Here is a 25,250-nt window from a genome sequence, read left to right on the forward strand (position 1 = left end):
ACTCCCGCGAGTTGCGCCGCCGACAGACGCAAGGAACGCGGCGGGGTGTGGCGCGTCTACACCCAAGGGTCTGTGTCGTTGCAAATGCACAGGAGAGAAATATGCTGGAAGGCGGCTGCGCCTGCGGCGCCATTCGCTATCGGCTCAAGGTCGACCCCTATGACACGGGCTGGTGCCATTGCCGGATCTGCCAGCGGGTGTCCGGCACCGGCGGCATGATTTTCACCACGGTTCCACTCAGCGCCTTTCACATCGAACGCGGCGAGGATAGTTTCGGTCAGTTCCGTTCGACGCCTTTTGGGTCGCGCACCTGTTGCTTCGATTGCGGCGCTCCTCTGACCATCCATGTCCGCCATCAGCCGGACGAAATCGATATCGCGGTGGGTTCGCTCGACGATCCGGAAGCGGTCGCGCCCGAATTCCATCTTTATGCGGCGGCGGCTCCGCCTTGGGCGCTCCCTAACGACGGGCTGCCGCGATACGATGCGCTGCGCCCTGCGACGCGCGGGCTGGAGCCGGGACAGACCGAGGCCTGACCTCAGGCCTCTGCGATGCCGACAATAAAAAGCCGGGCCGCACATCGTGCGGCCCGACAAGCGGCGAAGGAGTCGCCGTGGGTTTCAGTTGCCTTGGCCGATGTCCGGATCGCTGACGCGACTTTCGCCTTCGTTGCGGTGCTCGGCGTCCTGCTGTTCCTGCTGTTCCTGCTGGCGATTGCTGTTGTCGCTTCCGCCCTGCTGCGAACCGCCTTGCTGGCCCTGATTCTGCTGGGCCGGGTTGAGGTCCTGCTTCTGCTGTCCGCGATCCTGCTGGATCTGGCCGGCATTGGTTTCGCCTTGCTGGCGGCTAACCTGCTGACCCTGCTGAGCCTGACTGCCGCGGTTTTCGCCTGGGCCGCCCTGCCGTTCGCCTTTCCGTTCGTCTGCCACGATCACTCTCCTGCTTGGGATGACCAAGAGACGTCCGCCGATTGCCCGTTGTTCCGCTGCCGGTTCTCCGCCAGACGAAAACACGCAACGGAGTTAACCCAGGTCAAGAACATCCCCGCCCCAGGGCTCAGCCATGTCAGCGGGGCTGTCCCTCACCCTCACGCCCGGCCCGGGTATCGTCTTCCTCGCCAACGCGCGTCCCGCTTTCGGGATTGTAATTGGCGGGGATGCTTCCGCCGCTTTCCGGGTCGCGCTTCGGTTCCCGGTCGAGCGTGTCGCTCGGACGCCGCGCCGCGCCCTCGGGCTGGTTCTCGGTGGAGATGTTCGGGTTCTTCGTTTTTTCGGTCGGGACGTCGCCCACCTTGCGGAACTTCGTCATTTATCGCCTCCTTCAGAGGGGGAAGATTTCACGCGATCCTGCCGGGCAAGATCGTCTTCGGGCGGGCGTCTATCGCCCGGAATGCCTGGCAGCGATGTATCGCGGCCACCCCTTTCGTCGGCACGCGGCGCGGGGTCCTTCGGCCGGATCTGCTCGCCGGGTCCGCTTTGCGTCCCATCGTCACGTCCATCAGGTCTGTCCATCACGCATCTCCTCGCATTCTAGCGAAGAGACGCGCCCCTGGTGGCGAAGTTGCGAGGACAAGTTCGAGAACGGCCGCATTTCGGGCGAGATTTGATCTGGATCAGCTTCCGGGCGCTGCCGCCATCACAGGAGATAGGCGCGCAGGATAAAGGCCGCGATCGCAAACAGCGCCGCGAGGAAGAACAGAATGGCGGCGCGGGTGCTCCATAGGCTCGAGCGCCCCCGGATCATCCGGATGCCACTGACGAAGACCGCCAGGCCCATCAGCAGCATCGCTCCGAGCACGACGATGACGAGGCTCGCATTCCCGGCGGTTGCCGCGGGATTGCGGAGCGGCGCGCCCGCGAGCGCCGCAACAAGGTTCGGCGCGAGCATCCATATCGCGGCCGCCATCACCAGCGACTGGATGGCGGCGAGCTGCACGACGTGCCATCCCCGGCGCGCCAGCTCCGCATCGCCGAAGGCCGCGCGCCCGCACACGGGGCAGGTCGTGGCCATATAGGGCGTTTGCTCGCCGCAAAGCGGACTGAGACAGCTGCTCTGCGGCATCCTCTTCCCCTCGATCAGCGCGAATTTTGCCGCGGGCGGCAACAGCGATCAAGACCCATTGCACGCCAGCCCTCGACCGGAACGAAAGCCGCCGCCCTGGAGTCTTGAGACCATGGCCGATCCCGTCGTCACCGCGCTTCGCGAAGCTGCAACCCACCGCGGCTTCCGGCTGCTGGCGTCGCGCGTGCGAACGCCGGGCAAGGGCGACTATGGCAAGTTCGGCCTCACAGATCCCGAGGGAAAGCCGGTCCTCGGCGTCGGCAAAGATGGGCTCGGCGCAAGCGCGGAGGAGATCGAGGCGTTTCTGCGCCGCAGCGAGATGGAGTTTTGGAAACGCTCGGCCGCCGCGCCCGCGCAAAAATCGAAAAAGCCGAAATCTGCGAAAGCGCCACCTCCCGCTTTATCTCCCGCACCTGAAAGATCGCGGCGTACGAAGGCGCCTGCGAAGCCGCCGTCTCCACATTCGCCCGCGCCGGCGAAGGAGAGGCCGAAGCCCAAGGCCAAAGCGGCGGTGCCGCCGCTGCGATTTCGGCTCGCCAAGCCGAGCGATGGTCCGGCACTCGACCGACTGCTCGGCATGAAGGACAAAGGCGTCGCGGCCTCCCGTGTTGCGGCCTGCCACAAGGCGGGCGGCGGGGTGGTGGTGGCCGAACGCGGCGAGGTCATCGGATGCATCGCCTGTCTGCCCGTCCCCGCGCTCCACCGTCCGCCCGCCGGCCGGATTGCGACATTATTCGTCGCCGACCGGCATCGCCGCGAGGGCATCGGCACAATGCTGGTCGAACAGGCGGCCGCGCTGTCGGCGAAGGCCGGGTGCACGACCATGGAGGCGATGAGCGACATCGAGATCCGCAGCGCGCACGGCTTCTTCCGCAAGCTCGACTTCGACGAGACGAGCTATCGCTTCGCCCGCACCCTGAAGGAGAAGCCTAAAAATGACGATGCAAGAATGCCTCATCCTGCGCGGCAAGGGCCGCGTCCCGAACGATGAGAAGCTGCCGGTGATCCTCTACCGCAGTGCGGTAAAGGCCGACGGCCAGCCCGCGGCCTAACTGTTCGAACCTGCTCGCCGATCATGGCGGGCCGCCCCAACGGCGCGACACGATCTTCGACTATCATCAATTGTCATTCGGCGACGCACGAAGCGCTCGGAGTGTTTGCCGGGACCGCGACGCTCCTTCTCGGCGGCCGGGCGGGTACGAGGTCGAGGTGGCCGCCGGAGATACCTCCATCCTTCCGGTCGCCCCGGCCATTGCCGGGTCGGCGCGAGCGGCCATTTTGCCGTCGTCGGCGCCTATCCCGACGGCATGGAGCGGGACATCCAGACCGGAGCGCCCACGAAGTCCGGCTCTCGATGCGGAGCGTACCTAATCCGCATAGAGGTCCGGTCACGGGCGGAAGCATCTGGACGGATTGACAGCCCCGTCAGGCGGGCGCGTTGGCTTCGGCCAACGCCTCGATGATCGCATCGCAGAAAGCCGGAAGATCGTCGGGACAGCGGCTCGTGATGATATTGCCATCGACGACCACCGCCTCGTCAACGACCTCCGCGCCGGCATTGGCGACATCGGTTCGGATCGACTTGTAGCTGGTCATGCGCCGCCCCGAGACGAGCCCCGCTTCGACGAGCAGCCAGGGCGCATGACAGATGGCCGCAACCGGCTTCCCTGCTTCGGCAAAGCCCTGAATGAGCCCGATCGCATCGGGTTCGACGCGAAGCAGGTCGGGGTTGATCTGGCCGCCGGGAAGTACGACAGCGTCATATTCGTCGATATTCGCGTGCGCGATCTTGAGATCGACCTCGACATCCGCGCCCCAGTCGTCCTCGTCCCAGCCGGTAATCTCGCCGGTTTCGATCGAGGCGATGTCGACCTCGGCGCCGGCCGCCTCGAGCCGGTCGCGCGGCACTTCCAGTTCGGATTGCTCGAATCCGTCGGCGGCGATGATAAGAATTCGGCGATCGGTAAGGCGGGCGTCGGTCATGGATATGCTCCTTTGCTATCCGAACAATGCCCGAGCGCCCCGGTTGTTTCCCCTTCCCGGCCAATCAAGCGCCGTAACGCGGTGCGCGGCCCGAAGGGCCGGACACAATGCACTCTTCGCCAGCCCGTAGCGGGGCGGCGTGCGGGCGCGTGCAGCGGGTCGGCCATCGCTCCGCAAGGAAAGCGAGCCCAAATGTGCCTGCGCGGGAACACTAGCGCGGCCCCGGGTGGCGCCTGCCGCCGCCCGAGCACGCTCATCCGCCGCGCTCCACCCCGGTCCGCCTTCCCGAAATCGCCGACACCACACCCCGTCCGACCGACCGACGCATCGTCCCTCGCGGTCGATACGATATTCCGGCCCCGAAATCGGACTATCGCGCGAAAGCGTCCGCTATGAAATCCCGGCCGAGGCGAAGGCCGACGGGGTCGACGCTGTGCGCGACGCCGTAGGAAACATGGGTCGTAACTTCGACGCCGAGGCGCTTGAGCTCGCTCTCCGACATGTGCAGCGCGGCAATCGGAACCACCGGATCGGCCGTCCCATGCACCAAAAGCACGGGGGGCTTCGGGAGGTCTCCGTGGCTCAGTCCGAGCGTCCCTGCCAGCATGCCGGAATAGCCGACGACGGCAGCCACGGCTCGCGGTCGCCGCAGCCCGACGTGAAGCGCCATCATGGTTCCCTGGCTGAAGCCGACGATGGCGAGGTCGGCCTCGCTGAGGCCATATTGCGCGAGCTTGCGATCGATGAAGGCGTCGATCGCCGGAGCAGCCGAGGCCGCGCCCGCCGCGAGCGCGGACGGCGCGAAACCGGAAAGTCCCCACCATTGATAACCCGCCCCCATCATGCCGCAGCGCTGCGGCGCATGGGGCGCGAGAAACAAGGTGTCGGGCAGAGCTTCCTGCCACTGCGGCGCGAACGAAATCATGTCGGCGCCGCTCGACCCGAAGCCGTGCAGCAGCAGGACAAGTTTCTTTGGGGGAGCCCCTGACCGGGGCTGCAGACTTGCACCATTCACGATCTTCAAAACGCGTTCTTTCCCATGCCTGTGCCGGCCCATTTGGGCACGAGCAGTCAACTCGGCAACCGCAAGGACACGATGACCGGGACTTATGCTATCCTCCGTTCATGACGACCGGCCTCGAACGAGTCGCCCGTGCGCTTTGCGAACTGGATGCCCATCCACCCGATGCGACGATGGACGGCAAACCGCTTTGGTGGGATTATCTACCCGAGGCTTGGGCGGCCATCATGGCGCTGCGCGAGCCCGATCCCGGCATGGTCGGCGCGGGTGCCCGCAAAGCGGGCGAAGGCCCAAGCGAAGACGTCGGCGGAATATTTCGCGCCATGATCGATGCCGCGATGGAAGGGCATTCCGGCGCTCCGCCGGCGGGCGCGTAAGCCCGGTATTTTTTGAATGGCCGGGACCTTGAGGGAACCAATCCTTCGCGCAGGCGTATTCCACTTGCAAGTCCCGGTCTCAGGATCGGACTTCAGGAGAGCCCCGCCGCCTTTGTGCTGCGGGGCTCTACCTTTTCTGCCGTCACGAGCCCGTTTCAGCTCACCGCATTCGCAGGTCGCCCGCCTTCGACAGGGAGGAGCTGCCACATATTTTCGGCTGCCTTCGTCATACGCGCGAGCAGGCTGGCGCCGTTCCAGAGCTCGACAAAGACGCCGCTTTGCTCGTTGCGGGCGATCTGGAACGCATGGTCCGGGCTCGACGCCCGAAAGTCGACGCGCCGCGCCTCGGACGAGTCGACGTTCTTCAGGATAAGATGATAGGGATGCACGAGGTGCTCCTCTGGTGTCGAGAGCAAGCGCTACCAGACTCACGGCATTTATTCGATCGGCCAACCGTAACAACGGGACTGCGGATAATGCCGGAACCACGAGAAGCCGATCTAGGGTGGGGCCGCAGTCAGTCGACGACTATAGCACAGCGCCGCCGGATTCCCTCGCCCTTTCTCGAAATCTGGCGAAATTTGCGTTCGCGAGGCTCCAAAGGCGGTTCCCACCCTCCTATTCGCCGCCTCGGTAGGGCAGCTCGCATCCTTCTCTGCAGCGCCGGGTTTCTTGAACGAACTCTTCGGCAGCAATCGGCAATGTCGCGTACGGCTTTGCTCGAAGCGATATGCGCCGCGAGCGTGAACGCCTCACGCGTGAAAAGGATTAGAGCATGAGCCGCAGCATTGCCGGCTGGCAGCTACCGGAAGCCGATCGTCAGGCGCTGCTGATGCGCTTCCCTCCCCGCTATGAAAAGGTCGTCGCCGATCATGTGACGCTCCGTTACGGCACCGATTCCGGGACCGAGCTCCCGGCCGAGCATGCCGGGGTCGTCATCGGCGAGGCGGACGACGGCGCGGGTGTGCAGGCGCTCGTCGTGGCGATCGGCGGCAGAAGCGAGCGCGGCGACGGTAGCCATTTTCACCTCACCTGGTCGCTGGCCGAGCGGCGCAAGGCCAAGGAAAGCAACGACGTGATCGCCGACCATGGCTGGGAGCCGGTCGATCCGCCGGTCGCGGTCATGCTCGAACCCGCGCGCTGGAAACCCTGATGCAGCTCAATCTCGACTGCGACGGCGAATCCGCGTGTCGCAAAATTCAGGCGCCGAAAGACCCGCAAAACCGCACTCCGCCCCATCATCGTTCGCAGTCTCATCCCGACAGGTCACAAAAATTCTCACGCCCTCACCAGAGCGCGCGCGTGTCCATCCATGCAAGGACATCGGCGAGCTTGAACCGGGGCCGCGGTATCTTGCCGCGGCTCATGTCATATTCCTTCGGAAAACCGGCCGCCCGGTCGCGCCGATAACGATCGATCGTGCGCCGCGACACGCGCGCGATGCGCGCAAAATCCTCGACGGTGATGAACCGGTCGCCGCCGACCGGCAGGCCATTTTCCGTGCCGGCCACGCCGCTACCGCTGCGCCCGCGCAAAGGCACGGTCGCTCTCGAGGAAGGCCGCCAGCATGAACGGGATGAGTTCGCCGACCGGTTCGGCCTTCCCATAGGCCTGCTCATAGGCGGCGGCATAGGCGCCGAGCGCTTCAGCGAGTTCGGGAAGAAGCTGGATCGTCATCTTGATCGGGGTGCGATCGGGGATTTTCGGCAACTTAAGATCGGGCATCATGGCCTCCATGGTACAAGGACGAGATCGCGGTGAACGATCACGCGGAGCGGCCAACCGGGTCGGACGCGGATCGTCGGCGGGATGTCGAGGTTCCGCTGGGCGATCCGGTCGCCGGCGCGGGCACCGCCCGTCTGCGCGGACTCGCGCAGCGCCCAGACGAGTTCGCTCTCGCCGCCGCCGAAGCCGAGTTCGGTGCCGACGCCGAGCAGCGTCGCGAGCCCGACGCCCTTGAGCAAAGCCCAGCTGTGGAAATCGACCCTATCGGCGAGCCCCGCATATCCCGCCGCGTCGCTCGCGGGCGCGTTGTCGAGCGTCAGCGACGATCCGTCGGGCCAGATGATGCGCTGCCACGCGACGAACGCGCGGCGCTGGCCGAAAGCGACATTGCTTTCGTAGCGCCCGAGAATCCGCGCGCCCTGCGGGATAAGGAGCGTGCGCCCGGTGATGCTGTCATAGACATTCTCGCTCACCTGCGCGACGACGATGCCGGGCAGGTCGCTGTCGAGCCCGGTCACCAGGTTCGCCGCGATAATGCTCCCGCTGCTGACGATCCACGGCGATGCCGGCGGCCGGATGCGGTGCGCGCTGACTTCATCGGCGGCGACGGCATGGCTGGTCGCCGGAGCGCTGCCGGGGGAGCCCGGACCCGCCTCGCCCGGCTTTTCCTCCGAGGGCGCAGCGCCGGGTCCGGCTCGGTCGGCCGCGCCGCCCCGACCGCCGAGCATCAGCACCGCCGACTGGCGGGCCGCGGCCTGGTCGGCCAACGCCCGCTCGCGCGCAACGGCCGCCGCATCGACGGCGGGATCGACCGGCGGAAGGTCGCCCTCGCCCGCCAGCTTGCGCTGATGCTCGAGGATCGGGCGTCCGAGATCGCCGGGAAGCGGCGGCCCAAGCTTCGGGATCGCGTCATAGCTGCCCGGGGCCGCTGCAAGCACCTCGGGCGAACGGGCCCCTTTCGCTTCGAACATCTCATCGCCGCTCGCGGCAAGCTCGAACGATGCGGGCCCCAGCGCGAACCAGGCGGTGGCAGCGATCGCGAGCGCGCCGGCGCCGGCGATGCCGATGATCAACTCGCGGCGGAAACGCACAACGCGGCGTGGGCTCCCCCGCAGGACCAGGCTTTGTGGATCGACCTTGGGCGGCACCGGCGCAGGCGGAAGCGCGGCGGGATCGGGCGGCGCGGCGGCGCCCTCAGGCGCCGCCTCTTCGCCGCTATCCTGCTTCGGCACGTCGGGCGCGCTCACCGACCGGCTCCCGAAGAGGTACGGACAATCCGCACGACCGTCTGGCGCTTCGTCCCCTGGCGGAGCTCGGCACGGTCGAAAAGCCGGTCGACGACATAGAAGCGCCCCCTGACGCGGTAGTTGACGAGTTCCGGACCATTGTCTTCGCCGGTCACAAACAATGGCGGCGCCTCGCCCTGCCCGAGTGTCGCCGGGAACTCGATATAGACCTGCCGCCCGTCGTCGAACGCGCGCAAGGGTCGCCAGGCGGGCTTGTCGCCGCGGATCTTGTAACCAAAGTCGAGGCCGACCGGGTCGATTGCCGGACGCGCCTCTACCGCCACGCGTGTCGTGCTCGCGGCGCGCTCGATCGCAAGCAGGCTGTCGTTCGGATAGGTCCAGGAGACCGCTGCCATCGCCGCTCGCTGGGTACTCGCGAGCGCCATATGATAAACGCGCCGGTCGGTGGTGACGATCAGGTTCGTTGCGAGGCCGGGCGCGAGCGGCTTGATCATGATGTGGACGCGCCGCGCCTCCCCCGCCCCGCTCGTCGTGTCGCCCACGGTCCAGCGCGCGGTGTCGCCGGCTGCGACCGCGACAAGCGTCTCACCCGGCTCGAGCGCGATGTCGGTGACATACTCGGGCGCGGTGACGAGACGATAGACCGCGCCCTCGACATAGGCATAGTTCTGGATCGCACCGCGATAATCCTGTGTGCGCGGCTCCTTGACCGCGGCAGCCGCTGCCGCGCGGACACGCTCGACCGGGCCCGGACCGGCGTTCGCGGATGTGGTCAGGACCGCGGCACCGGCAGCGGCAAGGATCAAGCAGGCGCATCTCATGGCTGGGCTCCTTCGGAAATTGCGGGAACGGAAGCGATGCCGGGGACCGGCTCGTCCGGCGGCTGCAGCGGTGTAATCGCAGAGTCGCGCGATCGCTCCTCGCGCTCATATTCGCGACTCCAGTCGATCGCCTCGACATAGAGGCCGAGCGGGTTCTTGCGCAGGACATCGGCCGAACGCGGCCGCTTAACTTTGACGGTCAGCATCGCGGTCCAGCGCGAGGAGGCGGCGAGGCTACCGCGCTCATAGGCGCGTTCCTTCCATTTCACCTGCCAGGACCGCGGCGAAGCGCGCACGACGCTGGTGATTTCGACCGAGATCGAGCGCGCCCCGACCTGCGCAAAGGGATCGGAGCTGCGCGCAAACTCGTTGAGGAACAGTGCGCCGCGTTCCCCCGCGAAATCATAGGCGGCGAGCCAGTTCGCGCGCATCAGCACCGGGTCGAGGGAGATGCCTCGCACATTGGCGATGAAACGCCCGAGCGCCCACGCAATCTGCGGGTCGGTCGGATCATAATTCTCCGTCGCGGGCGCTACGCTGCGCGCCTCGCCGAGCCGGTCGACCTCGACGACATAGGGTGTGACGCGGCTCTGCACCGACTGCCAGACAAGGCCCGAGGCGAGCCCGCAGGACAGGAGCAACCCACCGAAGGCCATGATGCGCCAGTTCCGGGCTTGGACGCGCGCGGCGCCGATCCGCTCGTCCCACGCCTGCGCAGCGCGCTGATAGGGTGTGACCGGCTCGGGCGTCCGCCCGTAGCGCTGCACTGCTCGTTTGAATTGCATTTCTCAATCCTCCTTCTCGGCGATATCGGGGCTCGCGCCGCTGCCGCCGCGGCTCCCGTCGGAAATCACATGGGCGGCCGCCTGCCGCGCCGAACGGCGGCGCTGGTCGGCCTTGAGATCGGTCGCCCACGCGGGGGCGGCCGCCGGACCTGCGGCCGCCGCGTTCGATGTCTGCGAAGCCGGGCCCTTGCTCTGATTGCCGGCATTCCAGACGGCATCTCGCCCGGCCGCCGCAGCTTCGCCGATCCCGAGCGAGTTCGCCCCGCGGCGCGCGGCATGGGCGGCCGCGCCCTTGGTCGCGGTCGCGACGCCCGAGAGACCGGCGCCCACCGTCTGCGATCCCGATGTTTCCTGCCCGAGCCTGTAGGACGTCGATGCCGCGGCGCCCATCGACGTCCCGGCGCGGACGGCGCCGAGCGCAGCACCTCCGCTGGCGCGTGCGGCCGCCATGCCCGCGCCGCCAGCGACGATCATCGTGCCCGCAGCCGCCGCGACAGTTCCGACCGCAGCGCCCGCGCCGAGCTGCGGCGCACCGGCGACGAGGCCCGATGCAATGCCAGGCCCGTAGATGCCGAGCCCGAGCAGGGCGAGAGCACCGAGCGCAAGCGACATGGCTTCCTCGACATCGGGCTCGGAGCCCGCCATCGCGGTCAGAAAATCGGGAAAGAAACCCGAGCCGATCCCGACGATCACCCCGAGCACCATCACCTTGACGCCCGACGAGATGATGCTGCCGAGCACGCGCTCGGCAAGAAACGCGGTCCGGTTCCAGAGGGCAAAGGGCATCAGCGCGAAGCCCGCGAGGCTCGTGAGCTTGAATTCGATCAGCGTGATGAAAAGCTGGATCGCGAGAATGAAGAAGGCGAGGATCGTGAGGATCCAGGCGATCAGCAGCACTACGATCTCGAGGAAGTTGGTGAAGAAATCGATCGGCCCGAGCAGCTCCTTGATTTGGTCGATCAGCGGATGCGCCGCCTCGAACCCCGCGCCGGCAAGCCGTCCGGGCTTAAGAAGGTCGTCCGCCGAGATCGAGCCACCGCCGGCGGTGATGCCCAGCCCCGCGAAGGAACGGAAGATGATATCGGAAAGCGCCCCAAAGTTGCCGATGATGAAAGCGAAGACGCCGACATAAAGGATCTTTTTCAGCAGCTTTGCGATGACGTCATTCTCGCCGCCCATCGCCCAGAAAAGCCCTGCGAGCGTGATGTCGATCCCGATTAATATGCTGGTAAGGAACGCGACATCGCCGCCGAGCAGCCCGAAACCGCTGTCGATGTAGCGGATGAAGGCTTCCATGAAGCGGTCGATGACATTGAGATCGTCCATCGGTCGGGCTTTCGAAGGGATGAAAGGTCCGCGGGGTCTCGGGCGGAGCAATCGAGACCCCGCGGCGAACGGCGGGCCAAGAGAGGGGCAGACTTGCCCCGCTCGTCTCGCTGGTCAGCGGATCGGGGTGTAGGCCTTGCCGTCCCCAAGGAAGCGGCCCATGCGCTCGCGCGCTTCCTGCTCGCTCTGCGCGGCGCGGGCGCGGTCGAGCATGTCGGCCTCATAGGCGGCCGCCATCATCTGCTGGAGCTGCATCTGCTGCTTGGCGGCGAGCGCGAGGAGCTGATTGGTCGCCTGTTGCGCCTGCAGACTGCCCTCGGCCGCAGAACTCCGCGCTGCGACCTCGGCGAGCAACGCGGCATCCTCCTTGACGTCGGCGGCGATCCTGGACTGGACGGCGAGCGTGCGGCGGTACGACGCCATCGCCGCCTCGAGCCGCACCTTCGCCTGCGCGACCCTCGTGGTCCGGGTTGAGCCGGAAAAGTTTTTCGGGAAGAGCGCAGACATGCGCGCGTCGAGCTGGTCGACACCGAAGTCGATGCCTTCGGCCTTTTCCATCAGCGCGTCGACGCGCGCGAGATTGTCCTTGAGCTTTTGAAGCTCGGGGAAGTCGACGCGCTTCAGATGCTTGTTCATATTCGCCAGCATCTGCGCTTCGTTCTGGAGTTGGCGAATCTGCTGGTCGATCTGCCGGAGCGTCCGCGCCGCGGTCAGCAAATTCTGCGAATAATTCGCCTGGTCGAATACCGGCATGGCCTGCGCGGGGATGACCGCCACGATCGTCGCGGGAGCGAGGGCGGCCGCAGCCAGGGCAATCATGATCGTCTTCACATTCATTCTCCTTCGGGGGGCAAGAGGTCGGAGGTGGGAGAGCCGGGAAAGTCGGGGAGCAGCTCGGAAGCCCAATCGAGGCCGGCTCCGCGCAAGAAGTGCGCCGCGAAGTTGGCGTCGCCATGTTCGGCTAGGATCGCGTCGATCCGGACCTGCGTGGCGGGGTCGGACGCACCGCACAGCGCGAGCGCAATCGGCCCGAGGCCAAGCTCGAAAAGGCGGTTTCCGCGTGCCGATTGGAGATAATAGTGGCGCTTGGGCGCCGCGCGCGCGACCAACCCGACCTGCGTGTCGTTGAGCCCGAAGGCGGCATAGGCTGCGCGGCTCTGCGGCTCGACCGCGCGGTCGTTCGGAAGCAGGATACGCTGCGGGCAGCTCTCGATGATCGCGGGCGCGATGCTGCTTCCCGCGATGTCGGCGAGGCTTTGCGTCGCAAAGATCACCGCGACGTTTTTCTTGCGCAGCACTTTCAGCCACTCGCGGATGCGCGCGGCGAAGAGCGGATTGTCGAGGAATATCCAGGCCTCGTCGAGAATAAGCAGGGTCGGCCGCCCGTCGAAGCGGGCTTGGAGGCGATGGAAGAGATAGGAGAGCACCGGCTCGACGACGCTCGTCTGCCCCATCAGCGCCTCGGTCTCGAAGCATTCAAGTCCGCCGAGCGCGAGACCGTCCTCTGCCGCGTCGAGCAGCCGCCCGTGCGGACCTTCGAGCGTGAAGGGCTGGATCGCGGCTTTGAGCGCATTCGACTGGAGCAGCAGCGACAGGCCTGTGAGCGTCCGTTCGCTTGTCGGCGCGGTCGCCAGACTGCGCAGCGCCGACCAGATCGCATCCTTGACGTCGGGCGTAATCGCGACGCCCTCGTGTGCGACGAGCCCCGCGACCCAGTCGGCGGCCCAGCTCCGCTCTTGTTCGCGGTCGATGCCGCGCAGCGGCTGGAACGCGAGCGACGCCTCGTCACGCCCAAGCGCATGATGCCGTCCGCCCATCGCGAGAACCGCCGCGCGCGCCGAACAGCCTTTGTCGAAGATATAGAGCTGCGCGCCGGCATAGCGCCGGAACTGGAGCGCGATGAGCGCGAGCAGCACCGACTTCCCCGCACCCGTCGGGCCCGCGATCATCATATGCCCGACGTCGCCGACATGCGTCGACAGGCGGAACGGCGTCGAGCCGCTCGTTTCGGCATAGAAGAGCGGCGGGCCGTTGAGATGCGTATTACGTACCGGCCCTGCCCACACCGACGACAACGGCATCAAATGCGCGAGATTGAGACTATGGACGAGCGGCTGCCGGACGTTGGCATAGACATGGCCGGGCAGCGACGAGAGCCACGCCTCGACAGCATTGACGCTCTCGCGGATCGCCGTGAATCCCAGCGAATGGAGGATGCGCTCTGCCGCGCGGAGTTTCTCGTCGACGCGCCCCCGGTCGGTATCGGACACGGTGATCGTGGTTGTCAGATAGCCGAATGAGACATGGTCGCCGCCGAGGGCCTGCAGCGCCGCATCGGCATCGACGACCTTGTTATCGGCGTCGCTGTCAAGCAGCTGCGCCGGCTGGTTGTACATGACCTCGCGGAGCAGCGCCGAGAGCGACTTGCGTTTGTTGAACCACTGCCGCCGCATCTTCGTGAGCGCAGAAGTCGCATCGCTCTTGTCGAGCGCGATGAAGCGCGTCGTCCAGCGATAGGAAAAATCCTCGCGGTTCAGCGCGTCAAATATTCCGGGACGGCTCAGCGACGGAAAGCCGAGGATCGTCAGCGTCCGCAAATGTCGGTCACCGAGCATCGGCTCGAGCCCGCCCGTCAGCACCGTGTCGGCGAGAAAGCCGTCGAGATACATTGGCGTCTCGGGCATACGGATGCGGTGCCGATGCGGTGATACCGCCCTGTGGAGATAGGTCAGCGTTTCGTTGTCATCGAGCGCCCGGACCTCGGGCATGAAAGTCGCCATGAGATCGATCGCGCGCAGGCTCTCGGCCTCGAAGCGCGCAAGCGCCTCGCGCCAGTCGCGCGCCCCCTTCTCCGCCTCAGGCCGCTCGACCACCATTCGCCGCGCCTTGTCGGCCTGATCGGCGGCGGGCATCCAGACGAGTGTCAGATGATATAGGGTCTCGAAATGCGAATGCTCGACATCCTCGAACGATGCCCGCCGTTCGGCATCGACGAGCCATGAAGCGGCATCGGGAAATTCGCTGTCCGGATAACCGAGCGCCGCAACGCGTTCGGCCTCGAAGAAAAGTGCCCAGCCCGTGCCGAACCGCTTCAGCATATTGTTGGCGCGCGCGCAGGCACCGACGAGCTCGACCTCGGTCGCGCTGTCGAGATCGGGCCCGCGAAACGCGATGCTCCGCTGGAAACTCCCGTCCTTGTTGAGGACGATGCCCGGCGCGACGAGCGCGGCCCATGGCAGATGATCGGCGAGCCGGTCGGTGCGGGTGCGATATTCGGAGATATTCAGCACGAGAAAGTGCCTTTTTGGCGGAGGTGTCGCGCCAGCACGGGCGCGAAATCGGGATCGCGCTTCGCGGCGAACACCATCAGCGTGTGGCCCAAGGCCCAGAGGATGAGCCCGGCGATCCATTGCTGGAGGCCGAGCCCCATCGCGGCCGCAATCGTCCCGTTGACGATCGCGAGGCCGCGCGGCGCGCCGCCGAGCAGGATCGGCTCGGCGAGCGACCGGTGGATCGGCGCCTCGAAGCCCTCGATCCGGCTCACGCGACGAGCGCCCCGCCGCCGAAACTGAAAAAGGACAGGAAGAAGCTCGACGCAGCAAAGGCGATCGACAGCCCGAACACGATCTGGATCAGCCGGCGGAAGCCGCCCGAGGTTTCGCCGAAGGCCAAAGTCAGGCCGGTCGTGATGATGATGATCACCGCGATGATCTTCGCGACGGGCCCCTGCACCGATTCCAGGACCTGCTGGAGCGGCTCTTCCCACGGCATGCCCGAACCGGCGGCAAGCGCGCCCGCGGCAAGGCCGAAGGCGAGGCCGACGACAAGCAGCAGGCGCTGCGCTGACCGAATGGCGGCGCGGGACAAAGCAAGCGCAATCAGGGGCATGGCACTTCTCCTTCAGGTTGAATGGGGATTTCGGTCAGCGCGTAGTCGCCCTCCGGCGTCACGCCTTCGACGCGCGCTACGCCCGAGATGCGCCGCGCGGCGCCGCGTCCGGCGACGAAGACGATGAGGTCGATCGCCTCGGCGATCAGCCGCCGCGGCACGGTGACGACGCTTTCCTGGACGAGTTGTTCGATGCGGGTGAGCGCCGAGGCGGCGCTATTGGCGTGGACCGTCGCGATCCCCCCCGGGTGGCCGGTGTTCCAGGCCTTGAGCATGTCGAGCGCCTCGGCGCCGCGGACCTCGCCGACGATGATGCGGTCGGGCCGGAGGCGCAGCGTCGAGCGAACGAGATCGGCCATCGAAACCGCACCGGTGCGTGTCCGAAGCTCGACCCGGTCGGCCGCGGGGCATTGCAACTCGCGCGTGTCCTCGATCAGGATGACCCGCTCATCGAGCGTCGCCATTTCGGCAAGCAGCGCGTTGGCGAGCGTCGTCTTCCCCGAGCTGGTGCCGCCGGCGATCAGAATGTTGAGCCGCTCGACGACGCCGAGCGACAGCAGCCGCGCGGCTTCGGGGCTCGCGATGCCGGCGTTCACATAATCGAGCAGCGTGTAGACGCGCGCCGCGGGCTTGCGGATCGAGAAGCAGGGCGCGAGGCTGACCGGCGGCAACAGGCCCTCGAACCGCTCACCCGCGCCCTCGCCGTGCGGCGGCAGTTCGGCCGAGACGATCGGCGCCGCGCCATGTACTTCGGTCCGCGCGTGCGACGCGACGAGGCGGATGATCCGCTCGACCTGTTCGGGCGCCATGCGGACCCCCGTGTCGACGCGCCCCTCTCCGAGAACATCGACACGGAGCGCGCCGTCCGGGTTCACCATCACCTCGAGAACATGCGCGTTGGACAGCGCCGCCTCGATCGCCGGACCCATCGCGGTGCACAGCATCGTGCGTCGGCGTTCGGTGGCTTCGCCCGCGCTCATTGGCCCATCTCGACACCGAAACTGCCGCGGCCGTCGCGGAAGGCTTCGGCGACCTTCATCGTGAACCATTCGAAACGCTCGCGCCCCTGCGCGCGGCCGACGTCGTCGCCCTCGGCAACCGGCGGGATCGATGTGAGCAAGTAGCGCGCGAGCAAAGCAAGTATTTCGATCTCGATCTGGCTGTTGCGCTCGATGCGCGCGACAGCACGGCTGAGATTGTCGAGCCGAACGCCGAAGCGCTCCTGCAATTCGCTGACGCCCTTGCGGTCGAGCCAGGCGCCAAGTGCCTCGGCGAGAATCGACGACATGGTGACGCCGGGTTTCTTCGCGAGCGCGGCAAGCCGCTCGCTGAGCTCGGCGCTCATGTAAAGCTGGTGCCGGACCTGACCGCCGCGCGAGATGCTGCTGCGCGCGTTCATAGCCCGAGCCCCAGTTGCTCGCCCTTGTGCGAGACGGCTTCATCGAGGGTATGGCCGATGAGCACCGGCGCAAGCGGCCGCGCGCGGTCCATCAGTTTCTTGTCGGCGGCGGGATGGACATCGTCGTCGATACCGAGCGGGTTGGAAGCTTTTTCTGGCTTCGGCGGCGGCGCGGCCGCATCGGCGATTTCGGGCTCGCGCGCCTGCTGCGCGCCGCCATCCTCGACCACCTGGCCCTCTTCCACGGTTTCAGCAGCTTCATGTGTCGTCACGACGTCAGCGACTATGCCGGTCCAGTCGTTGCCCCGCGCTGGGGGTCGATCTGCGTAACCGCTGTCGCCGAGCGCGGGCGGCGCCCCGAGCCGCGTCTTGAAGTTCGCATCCTCAAAATAGCGCAGCTTCTTCGCGCGGATCGGAGGCAAGCCCGCGACGAGGATGAGTTCGTCGGTTGCCGGCAGCTGCATCACCTCGCCGGGCGTCAGCAGCGCGCGCGCGGTTTCCTGCCGGCTGACCATGACATGAGCGAGCCAGGGCGCGAGCCGATGCCCGGCATAGTTGCGCATCGCCCGCTGTTCGGTCGCGGTGCCGAGCGCGTCCGAAATGCGCTTCGCCGTCCGCTCGTCGTTGGTCGCAAAGGCAACACGGACATGACAATTGTCGAGGATGGCGTTGTTCTCGCCATAGGCCTTTGAGATCTGGTTGAGCGACTGCGCGATCAGGAAGGCCCGGATGCCATAGCCCGCCATGAAGGCGAGCGCCGTCTCGAAGAAGTCGAGCCTCCCGAGCGCCGGGAACTCGTCGAGCATGAGCAGCAGCTCGTTGCGGCGCACGGTAGATCGGCGATCGTCGAGCTTCTCGGTCAGCCGCCGCCCGATCTGGTTGAGGATCAGGCGGACGAGCGGCTTGGTGCGGCTGATATCCGAGGGCGGAATGACGAGATAGAGCGAGAGCGGCCGCTCGGCGGCGACGAGGTCGGCGATCCGCCAGTCGCACGCTCCGGTGACCGCGGCGACTGTCGGGTCGCGGTAGAGGCCGAGGAACGACATGGCGGTCGAGAGCACGCCCGAGCGCTCGTTCTCGCTCTTGTTGAGAAGCTCGCGCGCTGCGGACGCGACGACCGGGTGTACGAGGACATTATCCTTGGTTCCGAGATGATTTGTGCGCATCATCGCCACGAGCGTCGAAGCGAAACTCCGCGACGGATCGGAAAGGAAGGTCGCGACGCGCGCCAGCGTCTTCTCTTCCTCGGCATAAAGGATGTGGAGGATCGCACCGGCAAGCAGAGCGTGGCTCGTCTTCTCCCAGTGGTTGCGCCGTTCGAGCGCGCCTTCCGGATCGACGAGAATATCGGCGATATTCTGGACGTCGCGGACTTCGTGTACGCCCTTCCGCACCTCGAGCAGCGGATTATAGCGCGCCGAACGCGCGTCGGTGGGATCGAAATAGAGGCAATGCGAGAAGCGAGACCGCCACGCCGACGTCAGCTGCCAATTCTCGCCCTTGATATCGTGGACGACCGTCGAGCCTGTCCAGCTGAGCAAGGTCGGGACGACGAGCCCGACGCCCTTCCCGCTCCGCGTCGGGGCGAAGGCCATGACATGTTCGGGGCCGCTATGGCGTAAATAGCGGCCGCCGAGCGAACCGAGAAAGACGCCCGCATCGCCGCGCAACCCTGCGGCATCGACCTCCCGCTCTTTTGCCCATCGCGCCGAGCCGTAGGTCGTGACCAATCCCTTCTGCCGGGCGCGCCATAGCGAACCCCCGATCGCCGCGCCGCAGCCGAGAAAACCGCTCGCGCCCGCTAGCGCCCCCGCCTTGTCGAAGACGTGCGGCGCATAGGCCTCATAATGATACCACCATGAAAAAAGCGCCCAGGGCCGATAGACGGGGAGCGAGCCGATCACGAACCAGGGCGCTCCGAGTTCGGGCTGGAACCCGAGCATGGCCGCCGCCCACTGGGTGGCGGCCCAGACGCCGAGGATAACGATCGCGAACACGATCAATATCTGTCCGATGAGCAATTTGGTCGGGGTCATGACGCGCTCCCGCCCGGACACCATGCCCGGGGCTGAGAACGCAAATTCCCATCCTGTCCGGTCAGATTACAGTGGCTGTCGGAGTTGACCGGCTGATTATCGGGGCTGTTTTGGGACCGCCGCCGCGATCGCCCCTACGCGTCCGCCCTTCCGCCGCGAGCCGGCGTGACATTCTTGCCTACCCTCCAAACCGCCCGAATAGCGCGCGAGCCGCCCTCGGCCACCCCTTGCCACCCGAACCGTCGCGCGGGACTTTCCGAAGCAAGAGCAGTTCGGCACGGCGAGCCGTGCCCACGATCCAAGGCGCCTTACTTGGCAACGCCCCGACGGGAGAATTTCGCGATGCCGTCGATCCGCCTGAGCCGCACCCTCGATCGCCGCCTGCGTGTTGTCGCTGCGGCGCAGGAACGATCGCGGTCGCGTTGCGCACGCGATGCGATCGCAGCCTATGTGGCGTCCGAAGGCGACGGTCCCCGCACTTTATCCTATCACGAGCGGCTTTCGCTCATGCTCCATGCAAACTGGCTGCAGGGTAAAGCCTTGATCTACAATAGTTTACCCCGCATTTGGTAATATGCGGCAAATGCCGGGCAAAAACTTCCCTTTCTGCTTCCGCGGCAATGTTAGACCGGATCGTGCAGCCTCTGGCCGATTGGGGTCAGGCGGCTTTCAACTCCAATTCCAGATAAACGGACATTCTGTAGCGGTACGACAATGCCGCGGCCCCTCGTTTCTTGGCGCGGCCTGATCGCTACACTGGGCTAGATCAATCTCGGGCCTTTCTTCCGATCCCATTCGCCAGCATCCGGTGAACCGGCACTTTTATTTGCTCGGGATGTCACAGCGGAGGGATCCCGCTCGTCAGGCATGCTGACGCCGATATGGCTCAGGAAGAAAGGAAGATCAGATGAACCGGTTGAATTGGTCCGAAGTCGCTCCCGCCGGAGCAAAGGCGCTGTATGCTGTGCACCATTATATCACGAGTAGCACCGCCCTTCCGGAAGAGCTCATTCACCTTGTCTTCCTCCGGGTCTCGCAGATCAACGGGTGCGCTCACTGTATCGATCTGCATACCCGGGACCTTCTCAAGACCATGCCGGTCGACAAGGTCGCGCTGCTTGGCGTGTGGGACGAAGTCCCGCATCTGTTTCCCGACCAGTATCGTGCGGCACTGGCGTGGGCGGAAGAAGTCACACGCGTCAGCGAGACCCATGCTTCCGACGAGGCCTATGCAGCAGCAGCCGAGGTCTTCGAGCCCAAAGATCTCGTCGACCTGACGATCGCGATTGCGGCGATGAACGCCTTCAACCGGCTGGGCGCTCCATTCCGTCTTCCGGTTGCCGCCAGGCCCTGACGCGTGAGAGCTGCTCTTTTGGCGTCGCGGTACAATATCAAGTCGATCAGCGAGGCTAACCGCGCCATGCGACCCAGGAGGGCTCTTCCTTTTAGGAAACACGGCTCTTCATCTTACGCCCGTCCGATTTCGATCGGACGGGCGTTCTTTTTCGGCAATTCGCCCGTAGTGGCCGATGTGGAACCGCCTGCTTCTGAACGTCAACTCAAGATAGCGGTTACCCCCGTGCGAAAGTCGGTCATTCTCATGACGGACGGTACACATGCCGATGTGAGCGCATGGCCCATCCCGACCTGTTGAACTCAGGGACAGGCCTTTCCTATATTCCCGCCGCAGTCCTCCCGGCTGCAACATCCTCAACTTGGCATGGAGAAGAAGATGTCCAGCAAACATATCGAATATCTCCGGCGCGAGCATGCCCGCCTCGAAGCCGAAATCGATCGGGAAGCGCGGCAGCGCCGACCCGACGAGGTCCTGATGGCGCGGCTCAAGAAGCTGAAGCTGGTGGTCAAGGACCAAATCGCCGTATGGAGCGGCGATACCGGCGGCAGCCGCGCCGCCTGATCCGATCGCGGAGCCGCGCGCGGCGCGGCTCCGCACCTGAAAGCGCCTATGGAGCGCCGCCCCATTCGCCAATCCAAAGCGCTTTCGACATCTTGAAACGGAAATTTGGCTTCCTAGCTTTTTTCTGGACGCCGGATCGTTCCCGTCCGAAGGACATAGAGAGCGCCGGCTCTACGTCCCGGCGCATCTCATGCCCGAATTGCTTCAATCAGGAGGATTTGGAAATGAGAACCGACTTTGACTTTACCCCCTACCGCCGCTCGACGGTCGGTTTCGATCACCTCTTCGACCTGTTCGAAAAAGGGCAGCGTAGCGAGACGACCGACGGCTATCCCGCCTTCGACATCGTCCGCGAAGCCGACGACCGGTTCCGCATCACACTTGCGGTCCCGGGCTTCAAGCCCAACGAAATCGAGATCGTCGCGCAGCAGAACCGGCTGACCGTCACAGGCAAGCCGGCGGAAGACGAAGCGAAGAGCACCTATCTTCACCGCGGCATCGCGCGCAGCGCGTTTGAACGGCGCTTCCAGCTCGCCGACTATATCGAGGTCGGCAGCGCGAGCTTTGCCGACGGCCTGCTTGCGATCGAACTCAACCGGGTCATCCCCGAGGCGATGAAGCCGCGCAAGATAGAGATCGGCAGCGGCAACACCGAAACGCGCCGGATTGAATCGTCGAAGGAAAAGACACTCGAGGCCGCCTAACGTCTGGCGGGGCCGTTGTTCAGCGGCGGCCCCGCTTCGCTGTATCAGACGAACCAAAACACGATGAAGGTTCCGGTACGCGGCGACGCTCCCGATCGTTAGTCGATCGCCCGGATCATATCCGCCGCGCGCCATTCGGCGGGTCCGATCAACGCGTCGTGCGCGATCCGCACCGAATGAAGCGCGGCTTCAATCTGCCGCCGCCACATGGCCAGAAAATCGAACAGCACCGGGAAATCTGGCGGCAGATCATAGTCCTGCCAGACGTACAGCTGGAGCAGCGAAGGATGATCGGGCCGGTAATAATGAATCTCCGCGGTCGTCAGCCCATAGCCGTCGAGCTGCGCGATCAGCGCGCGGTCGGTCATGGCGCACGCGCCTCGCCACCATCGAGCGAACGGAGCGCCGCGAGTACATCATCAACCGGAACGGCGCGCCGCGCGCCGCGCGGTTTTCGCAGGCCGGGCTTGTTGCGGACCGATGCGCGGTCCGACGCCCAGGATGCAAGGAGAGCGCGCTTGACCTCTGGCTCGAGGCTTGGGTGATGTGCCACGTCGAAGGGGTGAAGAAAACGGGAAAATGGCTCGGACATGATCGTGCCTCCTTCCTTGTCGCCATTCCTTTCTCGTCGTGCGGCAAGGCGCCGCGCGGACAGATTTTGGGAACGAAGCGAGTCGAGTCAAGAGGTTCCAGCCCCTTGATAAAGTGCATTTGTTCCTCATCAAGGCGGTCATCGAAAAAATTTTCGTTGAACCTCTTGAAGCGAAAAAAACCGCTTCCTAGCTCACCGGCGCCGCGCGTCACGGACAGACGCGCCGGCTTATCATATCGTTATGCAACATGGAGGTTATGCATGCATTTCCGTCCCTTGCACGACCGTGTGGTCGTCCGCCGTATCGAAGCCGAGGAAAAGACCTCGGGCGGCATCATCATCCCCGACACCGCCAAGGAAAAGCCGCAGGAAGGCGAAGTCGTCGCCGTCGGTCCGGGCGTTCGCGCCGAGGACGGCACGATCACAGCGCTCGACGTCCAGGCGGGCGACCGCATCCTGTTCGGTAAATGGTCGGGCACCGAGGTGCGCGTCGACGGCGAGGAACTGCTCATCATGAAGGAGAGCGACATCCTCGGCGTCATCGAGCAGGCGGAAGCGCTCAAGCAGGCGGCTTGAGGCCCATTCATCATCAACTGAAAGGACAGCAAGAAGGAGGTAAAAATGGCTGCCAAGGAAGTGAAATTTGCGTCGGACGCGCGTGATCGCATGCTGCGCGGCGTGGATACGCTTGCGAATGCAGTTAAGGTCACGCTCGGCCCCAAGGGCCGCAACGTCGTGATCGACAAGAGCTTCGGCGCGCCCCGCATCACCAAGGACGGCGTGACCGTCGCCAAGGAAATCGAGCTTGCCGACAAGTTCGAGAATATGGGCGCGCAGATGCTGCGCGAAGTCGCATCGAAGCAGAACGACAAGGCCGGCGACGGCACGACGACCGCGACCGTGCTCGCGCAGGCGATCGTCCGCGAAGGCTCGAAGGCGGTCGCCGCGGGCATGAACCCGATGGACGTCAAGCGCGGCATCGACCTTGCCGTCACCACCGTCGTCGAGGATCTCAAGGCCCACGCCAAGTCGGTCGAGGCGAACAGCGAGATCGCACAGGTCGCGACGATCTCGGCCAACGGCGACGAAGAGGTCGGCAAGATCCTCGCCGAGGCGATGGAGAAGGTCGGCAACGAGGGCGTGATCACCGTCGAGGAAGCGAAGAGCCTCGCGACCGAACTCGAGACGGTCGAGGGCATGCAGTTCGATCGCGGCTACCTCAGCCCCTATTTCATTACCAATGCCGAGAAGCTGAAGGTCGAACTCGACGATCCGTACATCCTCATTCACGAGAAGAAGCTGTCGAACCTGCAGGCGATGCTGCCGCTCCTCGAGAGCGTCATCCAGTCGGGCCGGCCGCTGCTGATCATCGCCGAGGATGTCGAGGGCGACGCGCTTGCGACGCTCGTCGTCAATCGCCTGCGCGGCGGACTCAAGGTCGCCGCCGTCAAGGCGCCGGGCTTTGGCGATCGCCGCAAGGCTATGCTCGAGGATATCGCGGTGCTCACCGGCGGCAATGTCGTCAGCGAGGAACTCGGCATCAAGCTCGAGAGCGTCACGATCAACATGCTCGGCCGCGCGAAGAAGGTCGTCATCGACAAGGATAATACGACGATCGTCGATGGCGTCGGCGCGAAGTCGGATATCGACGGCCGTATCGCGCAGATCCGCCAGCAGATCGAGACGACGACCAGCGACTATGACCGCGAGAAGCTGCAGGAGCGGCTTGCCAAGCTCGCGGGCGGCGTCGCGGTGATCCGTGTCGGCGGCGCGACCGAGGTCGAGGTCAAGGAGAAGAAGGATCGCGTCGACGACGCACTCCACGCAACCCGCGCGGCCGTGGAAGAAGGCATTCTTCCCGGCGGCGGTATCGCACTGCTCCGCTCGCTGAAGGCGCTCGAAGGCCTCAAGGCCGCGAACGACGACCAACAGTCGGGCATCGACATCGTCCGCCGTGCGCTCCGCGCGCCGGCGCGCCAGATCGCCGACAATGCCGGCGAGGACGGTGCCTGGATCGTCGGCAAGCTGCTCGAAAGCGACGTCTATAGCTGGGGCTTCAACGCCGCCACCGGCGAATATCAGGACCTCGTCAAGGCGGGTGTGATCGACCCGGCGAAGGTCGTGCGTACCGCGTTGCAGGATGCGGCGTCGGTCGCCTCGCTGTTGATCACCACGGAGGCGCTCGTCGCCGAGCTGCCGAAGGAGGAGAAGACCGCGCCGATGCCGGCGATGGATTTCTGACGTCCGGAGGGCGGCGGTCTCCCGCCGCCCTCACTCCGCAAATCCGGAAGGATGACGGCTCTGCCTTGAGAGCCGATCTCGCTTTCCCACACAAACGCCCCTGCGATGATCTACCTTCCTTCTCGGGCAGAGATCAGCCGATCGATGTTACGCAGAAATGAAGCGAGCACGGGAGATGGATTGTCAGCACGATAGCCTGCGGCGACCTCGATGACCGGGCCATTTCCGACAAGCGGCCGGCTGACCAGCGAAGCCGGTAGCAAAGCCTCGACATAGGCCGGCAGCAGCGTAACCCCCCTGGTCGAGGCGACGAGCGAGATGCCTGTCGCATAGCCGTCGAGGAAGTGTATGGGCGTCATGGCCAGACCGCGCTCGCTGAAATAACGCTCGACAATCCCTCGAAGAACATGCGGCGTGTCGGAATAGCCGACAAAGCTGTGTGGATCGATGTCGCGCGGATCGATTTCGGTGCGGGAGGCCAGCGCGTGTTCGCGCGGCAAAATCACCACAATCGGTTCGTGCGCGATCACTTTATATGTCACATCGGGCTGGGGCTCGATTCGAGAGAAGCCAAGGTCGATGTCGCCCCTCTGCACCGCGGCGCCGATCGCGGGCGAGAAGTCGCTCGTGACCCGGAAATCCGTTGTCCGCAGCTCATCGCTCAGCACGCTCGTGACGTGGCGCAGCCACTCAACCTCATGCCCGGTGAGGAAGCCGACGGCAAAGCTGGCCTTGACAGGCCTGACCGTCCGCCGCGCCGCCGCGATCGCTTCGCGGGCCTGGGCAAGCGCCAGTCGGGCATGGTCGAGGAACGCTTCCCCGGCAGAGGTAAGCGCGACGCCGCGCGAGCCGCGCACGAAAAGCGGCGTGCCGATCTCGGCCTCAAGGTCCCTGAGTTGGCGGCTAAGCGAGGGCTGCGACGTGTGGAGACGCTTCTCCGCCGCCTCGGTCAGGCTTCCCGTTTCTGCAACGGCAACGAAATAGCGCAGGTGACGAAGCTCCATCTACCATGCTTTCTAGGCATGATAGCCCAAGATGCAAAGTCTTTGTAACTACCGGATGGAAGGCCTATTTGACCTTTACCGAGACGATAAGGACCTGCTTGGAAGGTCTGATAGTCGCAATC

31 protein-coding genes are annotated in these 25,250 nt (G+C 65.3%); 9 read left to right on the forward strand and 22 right to left on the reverse strand.

Features of this window, described 5'->3' with window-relative positions; all coding sequences use genetic code 11:
* The first annotated feature begins 101 nt into the window (after positions 1-101).
* Positions 102-536, forward strand: coding sequence for a GFA family protein (locus E5675_RS15815; protein ID WP_136175369.1), 435 nt, complete (start codon positions 102-104; stop codon positions 534-536).
* Between the two features lie 84 nt (positions 537-620).
* On the opposite strand, the gene E5675_RS15820 is transcribed toward E5675_RS15815, so the two are convergent.
* From E5675_RS15820 to E5675_RS15830, 3 genes are all read right to left on the reverse strand, one after another.
* Complete coding sequence (locus tag E5675_RS15820) at positions 621-929, reverse strand: hypothetical protein (protein WP_136175370.1); 309 nt, start codon at positions 927-929, stop codon at positions 621-623.
* A gap of 136 nt (positions 930-1,065) precedes the next feature.
* Positions 1,066-1,308, reverse strand: coding sequence for a hypothetical protein (locus E5675_RS15825; RefSeq protein ID WP_136175371.1), 243 nt, complete (start codon positions 1,306-1,308; stop codon positions 1,066-1,068).
* A 327-nt stretch (positions 1,309-1,635) separates the two neighbouring features.
* A complete protein-coding gene (locus E5675_RS15830) occupies positions 1,636-2,061 on the reverse strand; it encodes a hypothetical protein (RefSeq protein WP_168707893.1) in 426 nt (141 codons plus the stop codon).
* A 112-nt stretch (positions 2,062-2,173) separates the two neighbouring features.
* Here E5675_RS15830 and E5675_RS15835 point away from each other — a divergent pair, with 112 nt between their 5' ends.
* On the forward strand, positions 2,174-3,052 hold the full coding sequence (locus tag E5675_RS15835; protein ID WP_136175373.1) for a GNAT family N-acetyltransferase: 879 nt from the start codon (positions 2,174-2,176) through the stop codon (positions 3,050-3,052).
* 434 nt (positions 3,053-3,486) lie between these two features.
* Here E5675_RS15835 and E5675_RS15840 read toward each other — a convergent pair whose 3' ends face one another.
* Positions 3,487-4,044, reverse strand: a complete 558-nt coding sequence (locus E5675_RS15840; protein WP_136175374.1) for a type 1 glutamine amidotransferase domain-containing protein — start codon at positions 4,042-4,044, stop codon at positions 3,487-3,489.
* Between the two features lie 370 nt (positions 4,045-4,414).
* A complete protein-coding gene (locus E5675_RS15845) occupies positions 4,415-4,969 on the reverse strand; it encodes a dienelactone hydrolase family protein (protein ID WP_247594654.1) in 555 nt (184 codons plus the stop codon).
* 200 nt (positions 4,970-5,169) lie between these two features.
* Here E5675_RS15845 and E5675_RS15850 point away from each other — a divergent pair, with 200 nt between their 5' ends.
* The gene (locus tag E5675_RS15850) at positions 5,170-5,442 is read left to right on the forward strand and encodes a hypothetical protein (RefSeq protein ID WP_136175376.1); all 273 of its coding nucleotides are present in this window, start codon (positions 5,170-5,172) and stop codon (positions 5,440-5,442) included.
* A 155-nt stretch (positions 5,443-5,597) separates the two neighbouring features.
* Here E5675_RS15850 and E5675_RS15855 read toward each other — a convergent pair whose 3' ends face one another.
* On the reverse strand, positions 5,598-5,831 hold the full coding sequence (locus E5675_RS15855) for a hypothetical protein (protein WP_168707894.1): 234 nt from the start codon (positions 5,829-5,831) through the stop codon (positions 5,598-5,600).
* A 386-nt stretch (positions 5,832-6,217) separates the two neighbouring features.
* Here E5675_RS15855 and E5675_RS15860 point away from each other — a divergent pair, with 386 nt between their 5' ends.
* Positions 6,218-6,595: a hypothetical protein gene (locus E5675_RS15860; RefSeq protein ID WP_136175378.1), complete on the forward strand. Its 378-nt coding sequence runs from the start codon at positions 6,218-6,220 to the stop codon at positions 6,593-6,595.
* 133 nt (positions 6,596-6,728) lie between these two features.
* Here the strand turns inward: E5675_RS15860 and E5675_RS15865 are convergent, their stop codons facing one another.
* The 13 genes from E5675_RS15865 to E5675_RS15925 all read right to left on the reverse strand — a co-directional run bounded on the left by E5675_RS15865 (position 6,729) and on the right by E5675_RS15925 (position 18,669).
* Positions 6,729-6,953, reverse strand: coding sequence for a helix-turn-helix domain-containing protein (locus E5675_RS15865; RefSeq protein ID WP_136175379.1), 225 nt, complete (start codon positions 6,951-6,953; stop codon positions 6,729-6,731).
* Between the two features lie 4 nt (positions 6,954-6,957).
* Positions 6,958-7,167 (reverse strand): DUF2274 domain-containing protein, encoded by a 210-nt coding sequence (locus E5675_RS15870; protein WP_136176526.1) that lies wholly within the window; start codon positions 7,165-7,167, stop codon positions 6,958-6,960.
* The gene (locus tag E5675_RS15875; RefSeq protein ID WP_247594655.1) at positions 7,167-8,414 is read right to left on the reverse strand and encodes a TrbI/VirB10 family protein; all 1,248 of its coding nucleotides are present in this window, start codon (positions 8,412-8,414) and stop codon (positions 7,167-7,169) included. Before E5675_RS15875 ends, E5675_RS15870 begins: the two co-directional genes overlap by 1 nt.
* Positions 8,411-9,235, reverse strand: a complete 825-nt coding sequence (gene trbG, locus E5675_RS15880) for a P-type conjugative transfer protein TrbG (protein WP_136175380.1) — start codon at positions 9,233-9,235, stop codon at positions 8,411-8,413. The genes E5675_RS15875 and trbG overlap by 4 nt, the downstream gene beginning before the upstream one ends.
* Complete coding sequence (gene trbF / locus E5675_RS15885; protein ID WP_136175381.1) at positions 9,232-10,020, reverse strand: conjugal transfer protein TrbF; 789 nt, start codon at positions 10,018-10,020, stop codon at positions 9,232-9,234. The genes trbG and trbF overlap by 4 nt, the downstream gene beginning before the upstream one ends.
* A 3-nt stretch (positions 10,021-10,023) precedes the next feature.
* A complete protein-coding gene (trbL, locus tag E5675_RS15890; RefSeq protein WP_136175382.1) occupies positions 10,024-11,346 on the reverse strand; it encodes a P-type conjugative transfer protein TrbL in 1,323 nt (440 codons plus the stop codon).
* 114 nt (positions 11,347-11,460) lie between these two features.
* Positions 11,461-12,177, reverse strand: coding sequence for a P-type conjugative transfer protein TrbJ (trbJ, locus tag E5675_RS15895; RefSeq protein ID WP_168707895.1), 717 nt, complete (start codon positions 12,175-12,177; stop codon positions 11,461-11,463).
* A 2-nt stretch (positions 12,178-12,179) separates the two neighbouring features.
* A complete protein-coding gene (trbE, locus tag E5675_RS15900) occupies positions 12,180-14,636 on the reverse strand; it encodes a conjugal transfer protein TrbE (RefSeq protein ID WP_136175384.1) in 2,457 nt (818 codons plus the stop codon).
* Positions 14,630-14,890: a VirB3 family type IV secretion system protein gene (locus E5675_RS15905; RefSeq protein WP_210727548.1), complete on the reverse strand. Its 261-nt coding sequence runs from the start codon at positions 14,888-14,890 to the stop codon at positions 14,630-14,632. The genes trbE and E5675_RS15905 overlap by 7 nt, the downstream gene beginning before the upstream one ends.
* Entirely contained in the window at positions 14,887-15,234 is a 348-nt protein-coding gene (locus E5675_RS15910; protein WP_136175385.1) for a TrbC/VirB2 family protein, read from the reverse strand. The genes E5675_RS15905 and E5675_RS15910 overlap by 4 nt, the downstream gene beginning before the upstream one ends.
* The gene (trbB, locus tag E5675_RS15915) at positions 15,225-16,214 is read right to left on the reverse strand and encodes a P-type conjugative transfer ATPase TrbB (protein WP_136175386.1); all 990 of its coding nucleotides are present in this window, start codon (positions 16,212-16,214) and stop codon (positions 15,225-15,227) included. Before trbB ends, E5675_RS15910 begins: the two co-directional genes overlap by 10 nt.
* Positions 16,211-16,633: a CopG family transcriptional regulator gene (locus E5675_RS15920; protein ID WP_136175387.1), complete on the reverse strand. Its 423-nt coding sequence runs from the start codon at positions 16,631-16,633 to the stop codon at positions 16,211-16,213. Before E5675_RS15920 ends, trbB begins: the two co-directional genes overlap by 4 nt.
* Entirely contained in the window at positions 16,630-18,669 is a 2,040-nt protein-coding gene (locus E5675_RS15925; protein ID WP_136175388.1) for a conjugal transfer protein TraG, read from the reverse strand. Before E5675_RS15925 ends, E5675_RS15920 begins: the two co-directional genes overlap by 4 nt.
* Positions 18,670-19,576: 907 nt before the next feature.
* On the opposite strand from E5675_RS15925, the gene E5675_RS15930 reads away from it, so the two are divergent.
* From E5675_RS15930 to E5675_RS15940, 3 genes are all read left to right on the forward strand, one after another.
* Positions 19,577-20,023, forward strand: a complete 447-nt coding sequence (locus E5675_RS15930; RefSeq protein ID WP_136175389.1) for a carboxymuconolactone decarboxylase family protein — start codon at positions 19,577-19,579, stop codon at positions 20,021-20,023.
* A 378-nt stretch (positions 20,024-20,401) separates the two neighbouring features.
* Positions 20,402-20,587: a YdcH family protein gene (locus E5675_RS15935; RefSeq protein WP_136175390.1), complete on the forward strand. Its 186-nt coding sequence runs from the start codon at positions 20,402-20,404 to the stop codon at positions 20,585-20,587.
* A gap of 224 nt (positions 20,588-20,811) precedes the next feature.
* Positions 20,812-21,291 carry an Hsp20 family protein gene (locus E5675_RS15940; protein WP_136175391.1) on the forward strand — a complete coding sequence of 160 codons (480 nt, stop codon included), beginning with the start codon at positions 20,812-20,814 and terminating at the stop codon, positions 21,289-21,291.
* Between the two features lie 98 nt (positions 21,292-21,389).
* On the opposite strand, the gene E5675_RS15945 is transcribed toward E5675_RS15940, so the two are convergent.
* Both E5675_RS15945 and E5675_RS15950 read right to left on the reverse strand, forming a co-directional pair.
* The gene (locus E5675_RS15945) at positions 21,390-21,659 is read right to left on the reverse strand and encodes an usg protein (RefSeq protein WP_136175392.1); all 270 of its coding nucleotides are present in this window, start codon (positions 21,657-21,659) and stop codon (positions 21,390-21,392) included.
* Positions 21,656-21,883, reverse strand: a complete 228-nt coding sequence (locus E5675_RS15950; protein WP_136175393.1) for a hypothetical protein — start codon at positions 21,881-21,883, stop codon at positions 21,656-21,658. The genes E5675_RS15945 and E5675_RS15950 overlap by 4 nt, the downstream gene beginning before the upstream one ends.
* A gap of 261 nt (positions 21,884-22,144) precedes the next feature.
* Between E5675_RS15950 and groES the strand changes: the two genes are divergently transcribed.
* Positions 22,145-22,459 (forward strand): co-chaperone GroES, encoded by a 315-nt coding sequence (gene groES, locus E5675_RS15955; protein ID WP_136175394.1) that lies wholly within the window; start codon positions 22,145-22,147, stop codon positions 22,457-22,459.
* 45 nt (positions 22,460-22,504) lie between these two features.
* Positions 22,505-24,124 (forward strand): chaperonin GroEL, encoded by a 1,620-nt coding sequence (groL, locus tag E5675_RS15960; RefSeq protein WP_136175395.1) that lies wholly within the window; start codon positions 22,505-22,507, stop codon positions 24,122-24,124.
* Positions 24,125-24,234: 110 nt separating this feature from the next.
* Here groL and E5675_RS15965 read toward each other — a convergent pair whose 3' ends face one another.
* Entirely contained in the window at positions 24,235-25,128 is an 894-nt protein-coding gene (locus E5675_RS15965) for a LysR substrate-binding domain-containing protein (RefSeq protein WP_136175396.1), read from the reverse strand.
* Between the last annotated feature and the right edge of the window lie 122 nt (positions 25,129-25,250).

This window comes from Sphingopyxis sp. PAMC25046 (genome assembly GCF_004795895.1).
GTDB lineage: Bacteria > Pseudomonadota > Alphaproteobacteria > Sphingomonadales > Sphingomonadaceae > Sphingopyxis.

What these genes read in the sequence shown, in the direction of transcription:
- E5675_RS15815 (WP_136175369.1), top strand. Translation starts at nt 102, where the DNA reads ATGCTGGAAGGCGGCTGCGCCTGCGGCGCCATTCGCTATCGGCTCAAG.
- E5675_RS15825 (WP_136175371.1), bottom strand. Translation starts at nt 1,308, where the DNA reads ATGACGAAGTTCCGCAAGGTGGGCGACGTCCCGACCGAAAAAACGAAG.
- E5675_RS15830 (WP_168707893.1), bottom strand. Translation starts at nt 2,061, where the DNA reads ATGCCGCAGAGCAGCTGTCTCAGTCCGCTTTGCGGCGAGCAAACGCCC.
- E5675_RS15835 (WP_136175373.1), top strand. Translation starts at nt 2,174, where the DNA reads ATGGCCGATCCCGTCGTCACCGCGCTTCGCGAAGCTGCAACCCACCGC.
- E5675_RS15840 (WP_136175374.1), bottom strand. Translation starts at nt 4,044, where the DNA reads ATGACCGACGCCCGCCTTACCGATCGCCGAATTCTTATCATCGCCGCC.
- E5675_RS15845 (WP_247594654.1), bottom strand. Translation starts at nt 4,969, where the DNA reads ATGATTTCGTTCGCGCCGCAGTGGCAGGAAGCTCTGCCCGACACCTTG.
- E5675_RS15850 (WP_136175376.1), top strand. Translation starts at nt 5,170, where the DNA reads ATGACGACCGGCCTCGAACGAGTCGCCCGTGCGCTTTGCGAACTGGAT.
- E5675_RS15860 (WP_136175378.1), top strand. Translation starts at nt 6,218, where the DNA reads ATGAGCCGCAGCATTGCCGGCTGGCAGCTACCGGAAGCCGATCGTCAG.
- E5675_RS15870 (WP_136176526.1), bottom strand. Translation starts at nt 7,167, where the DNA reads ATGCCCGATCTTAAGTTGCCGAAAATCCCCGATCGCACCCCGATCAAG.
- trbG (WP_136175380.1), bottom strand. Translation starts at nt 9,235, where the DNA reads ATGAGATGCGCCTGCTTGATCCTTGCCGCTGCCGGTGCCGCGGTCCTG.
- trbF (WP_136175381.1), bottom strand. Translation starts at nt 10,020, where the DNA reads ATGCAATTCAAACGAGCAGTGCAGCGCTACGGGCGGACGCCCGAGCCG.
- trbL (WP_136175382.1), bottom strand. Translation starts at nt 11,346, where the DNA reads ATGGACGATCTCAATGTCATCGACCGCTTCATGGAAGCCTTCATCCGC.
- E5675_RS15910 (WP_136175385.1), bottom strand. Translation starts at nt 15,234, where the DNA reads ATGCCCCTGATTGCGCTTGCTTTGTCCCGCGCCGCCATTCGGTCAGCG.
- trbB (WP_136175386.1), bottom strand. Translation starts at nt 16,214, where the DNA reads ATGAGCGCGGGCGAAGCCACCGAACGCCGACGCACGATGCTGTGCACC.
- E5675_RS15920 (WP_136175387.1), bottom strand. Translation starts at nt 16,633, where the DNA reads ATGAACGCGCGCAGCAGCATCTCGCGCGGCGGTCAGGTCCGGCACCAG.
- E5675_RS15925 (WP_136175388.1), bottom strand. Translation starts at nt 18,669, where the DNA reads ATGACCCCGACCAAATTGCTCATCGGACAGATATTGATCGTGTTCGCG.
- E5675_RS15930 (WP_136175389.1), top strand. Translation starts at nt 19,577, where the DNA reads ATGAACCGGTTGAATTGGTCCGAAGTCGCTCCCGCCGGAGCAAAGGCG.
- E5675_RS15935 (WP_136175390.1), top strand. Translation starts at nt 20,402, where the DNA reads ATGTCCAGCAAACATATCGAATATCTCCGGCGCGAGCATGCCCGCCTC.
- E5675_RS15940 (WP_136175391.1), top strand. Translation starts at nt 20,812, where the DNA reads ATGAGAACCGACTTTGACTTTACCCCCTACCGCCGCTCGACGGTCGGT.
- E5675_RS15945 (WP_136175392.1), bottom strand. Translation starts at nt 21,659, where the DNA reads ATGACCGACCGCGCGCTGATCGCGCAGCTCGACGGCTATGGGCTGACG.
- E5675_RS15950 (WP_136175393.1), bottom strand. Translation starts at nt 21,883, where the DNA reads ATGTCCGAGCCATTTTCCCGTTTTCTTCACCCCTTCGACGTGGCACAT.
- groES (WP_136175394.1), top strand. Translation starts at nt 22,145, where the DNA reads ATGCATTTCCGTCCCTTGCACGACCGTGTGGTCGTCCGCCGTATCGAA.
- groL (WP_136175395.1), top strand. Translation starts at nt 22,505, where the DNA reads ATGGCTGCCAAGGAAGTGAAATTTGCGTCGGACGCGCGTGATCGCATG.
- E5675_RS15965 (WP_136175396.1), bottom strand. Translation starts at nt 25,128, where the DNA reads ATGGAGCTTCGTCACCTGCGCTATTTCGTTGCCGTTGCAGAAACGGGA.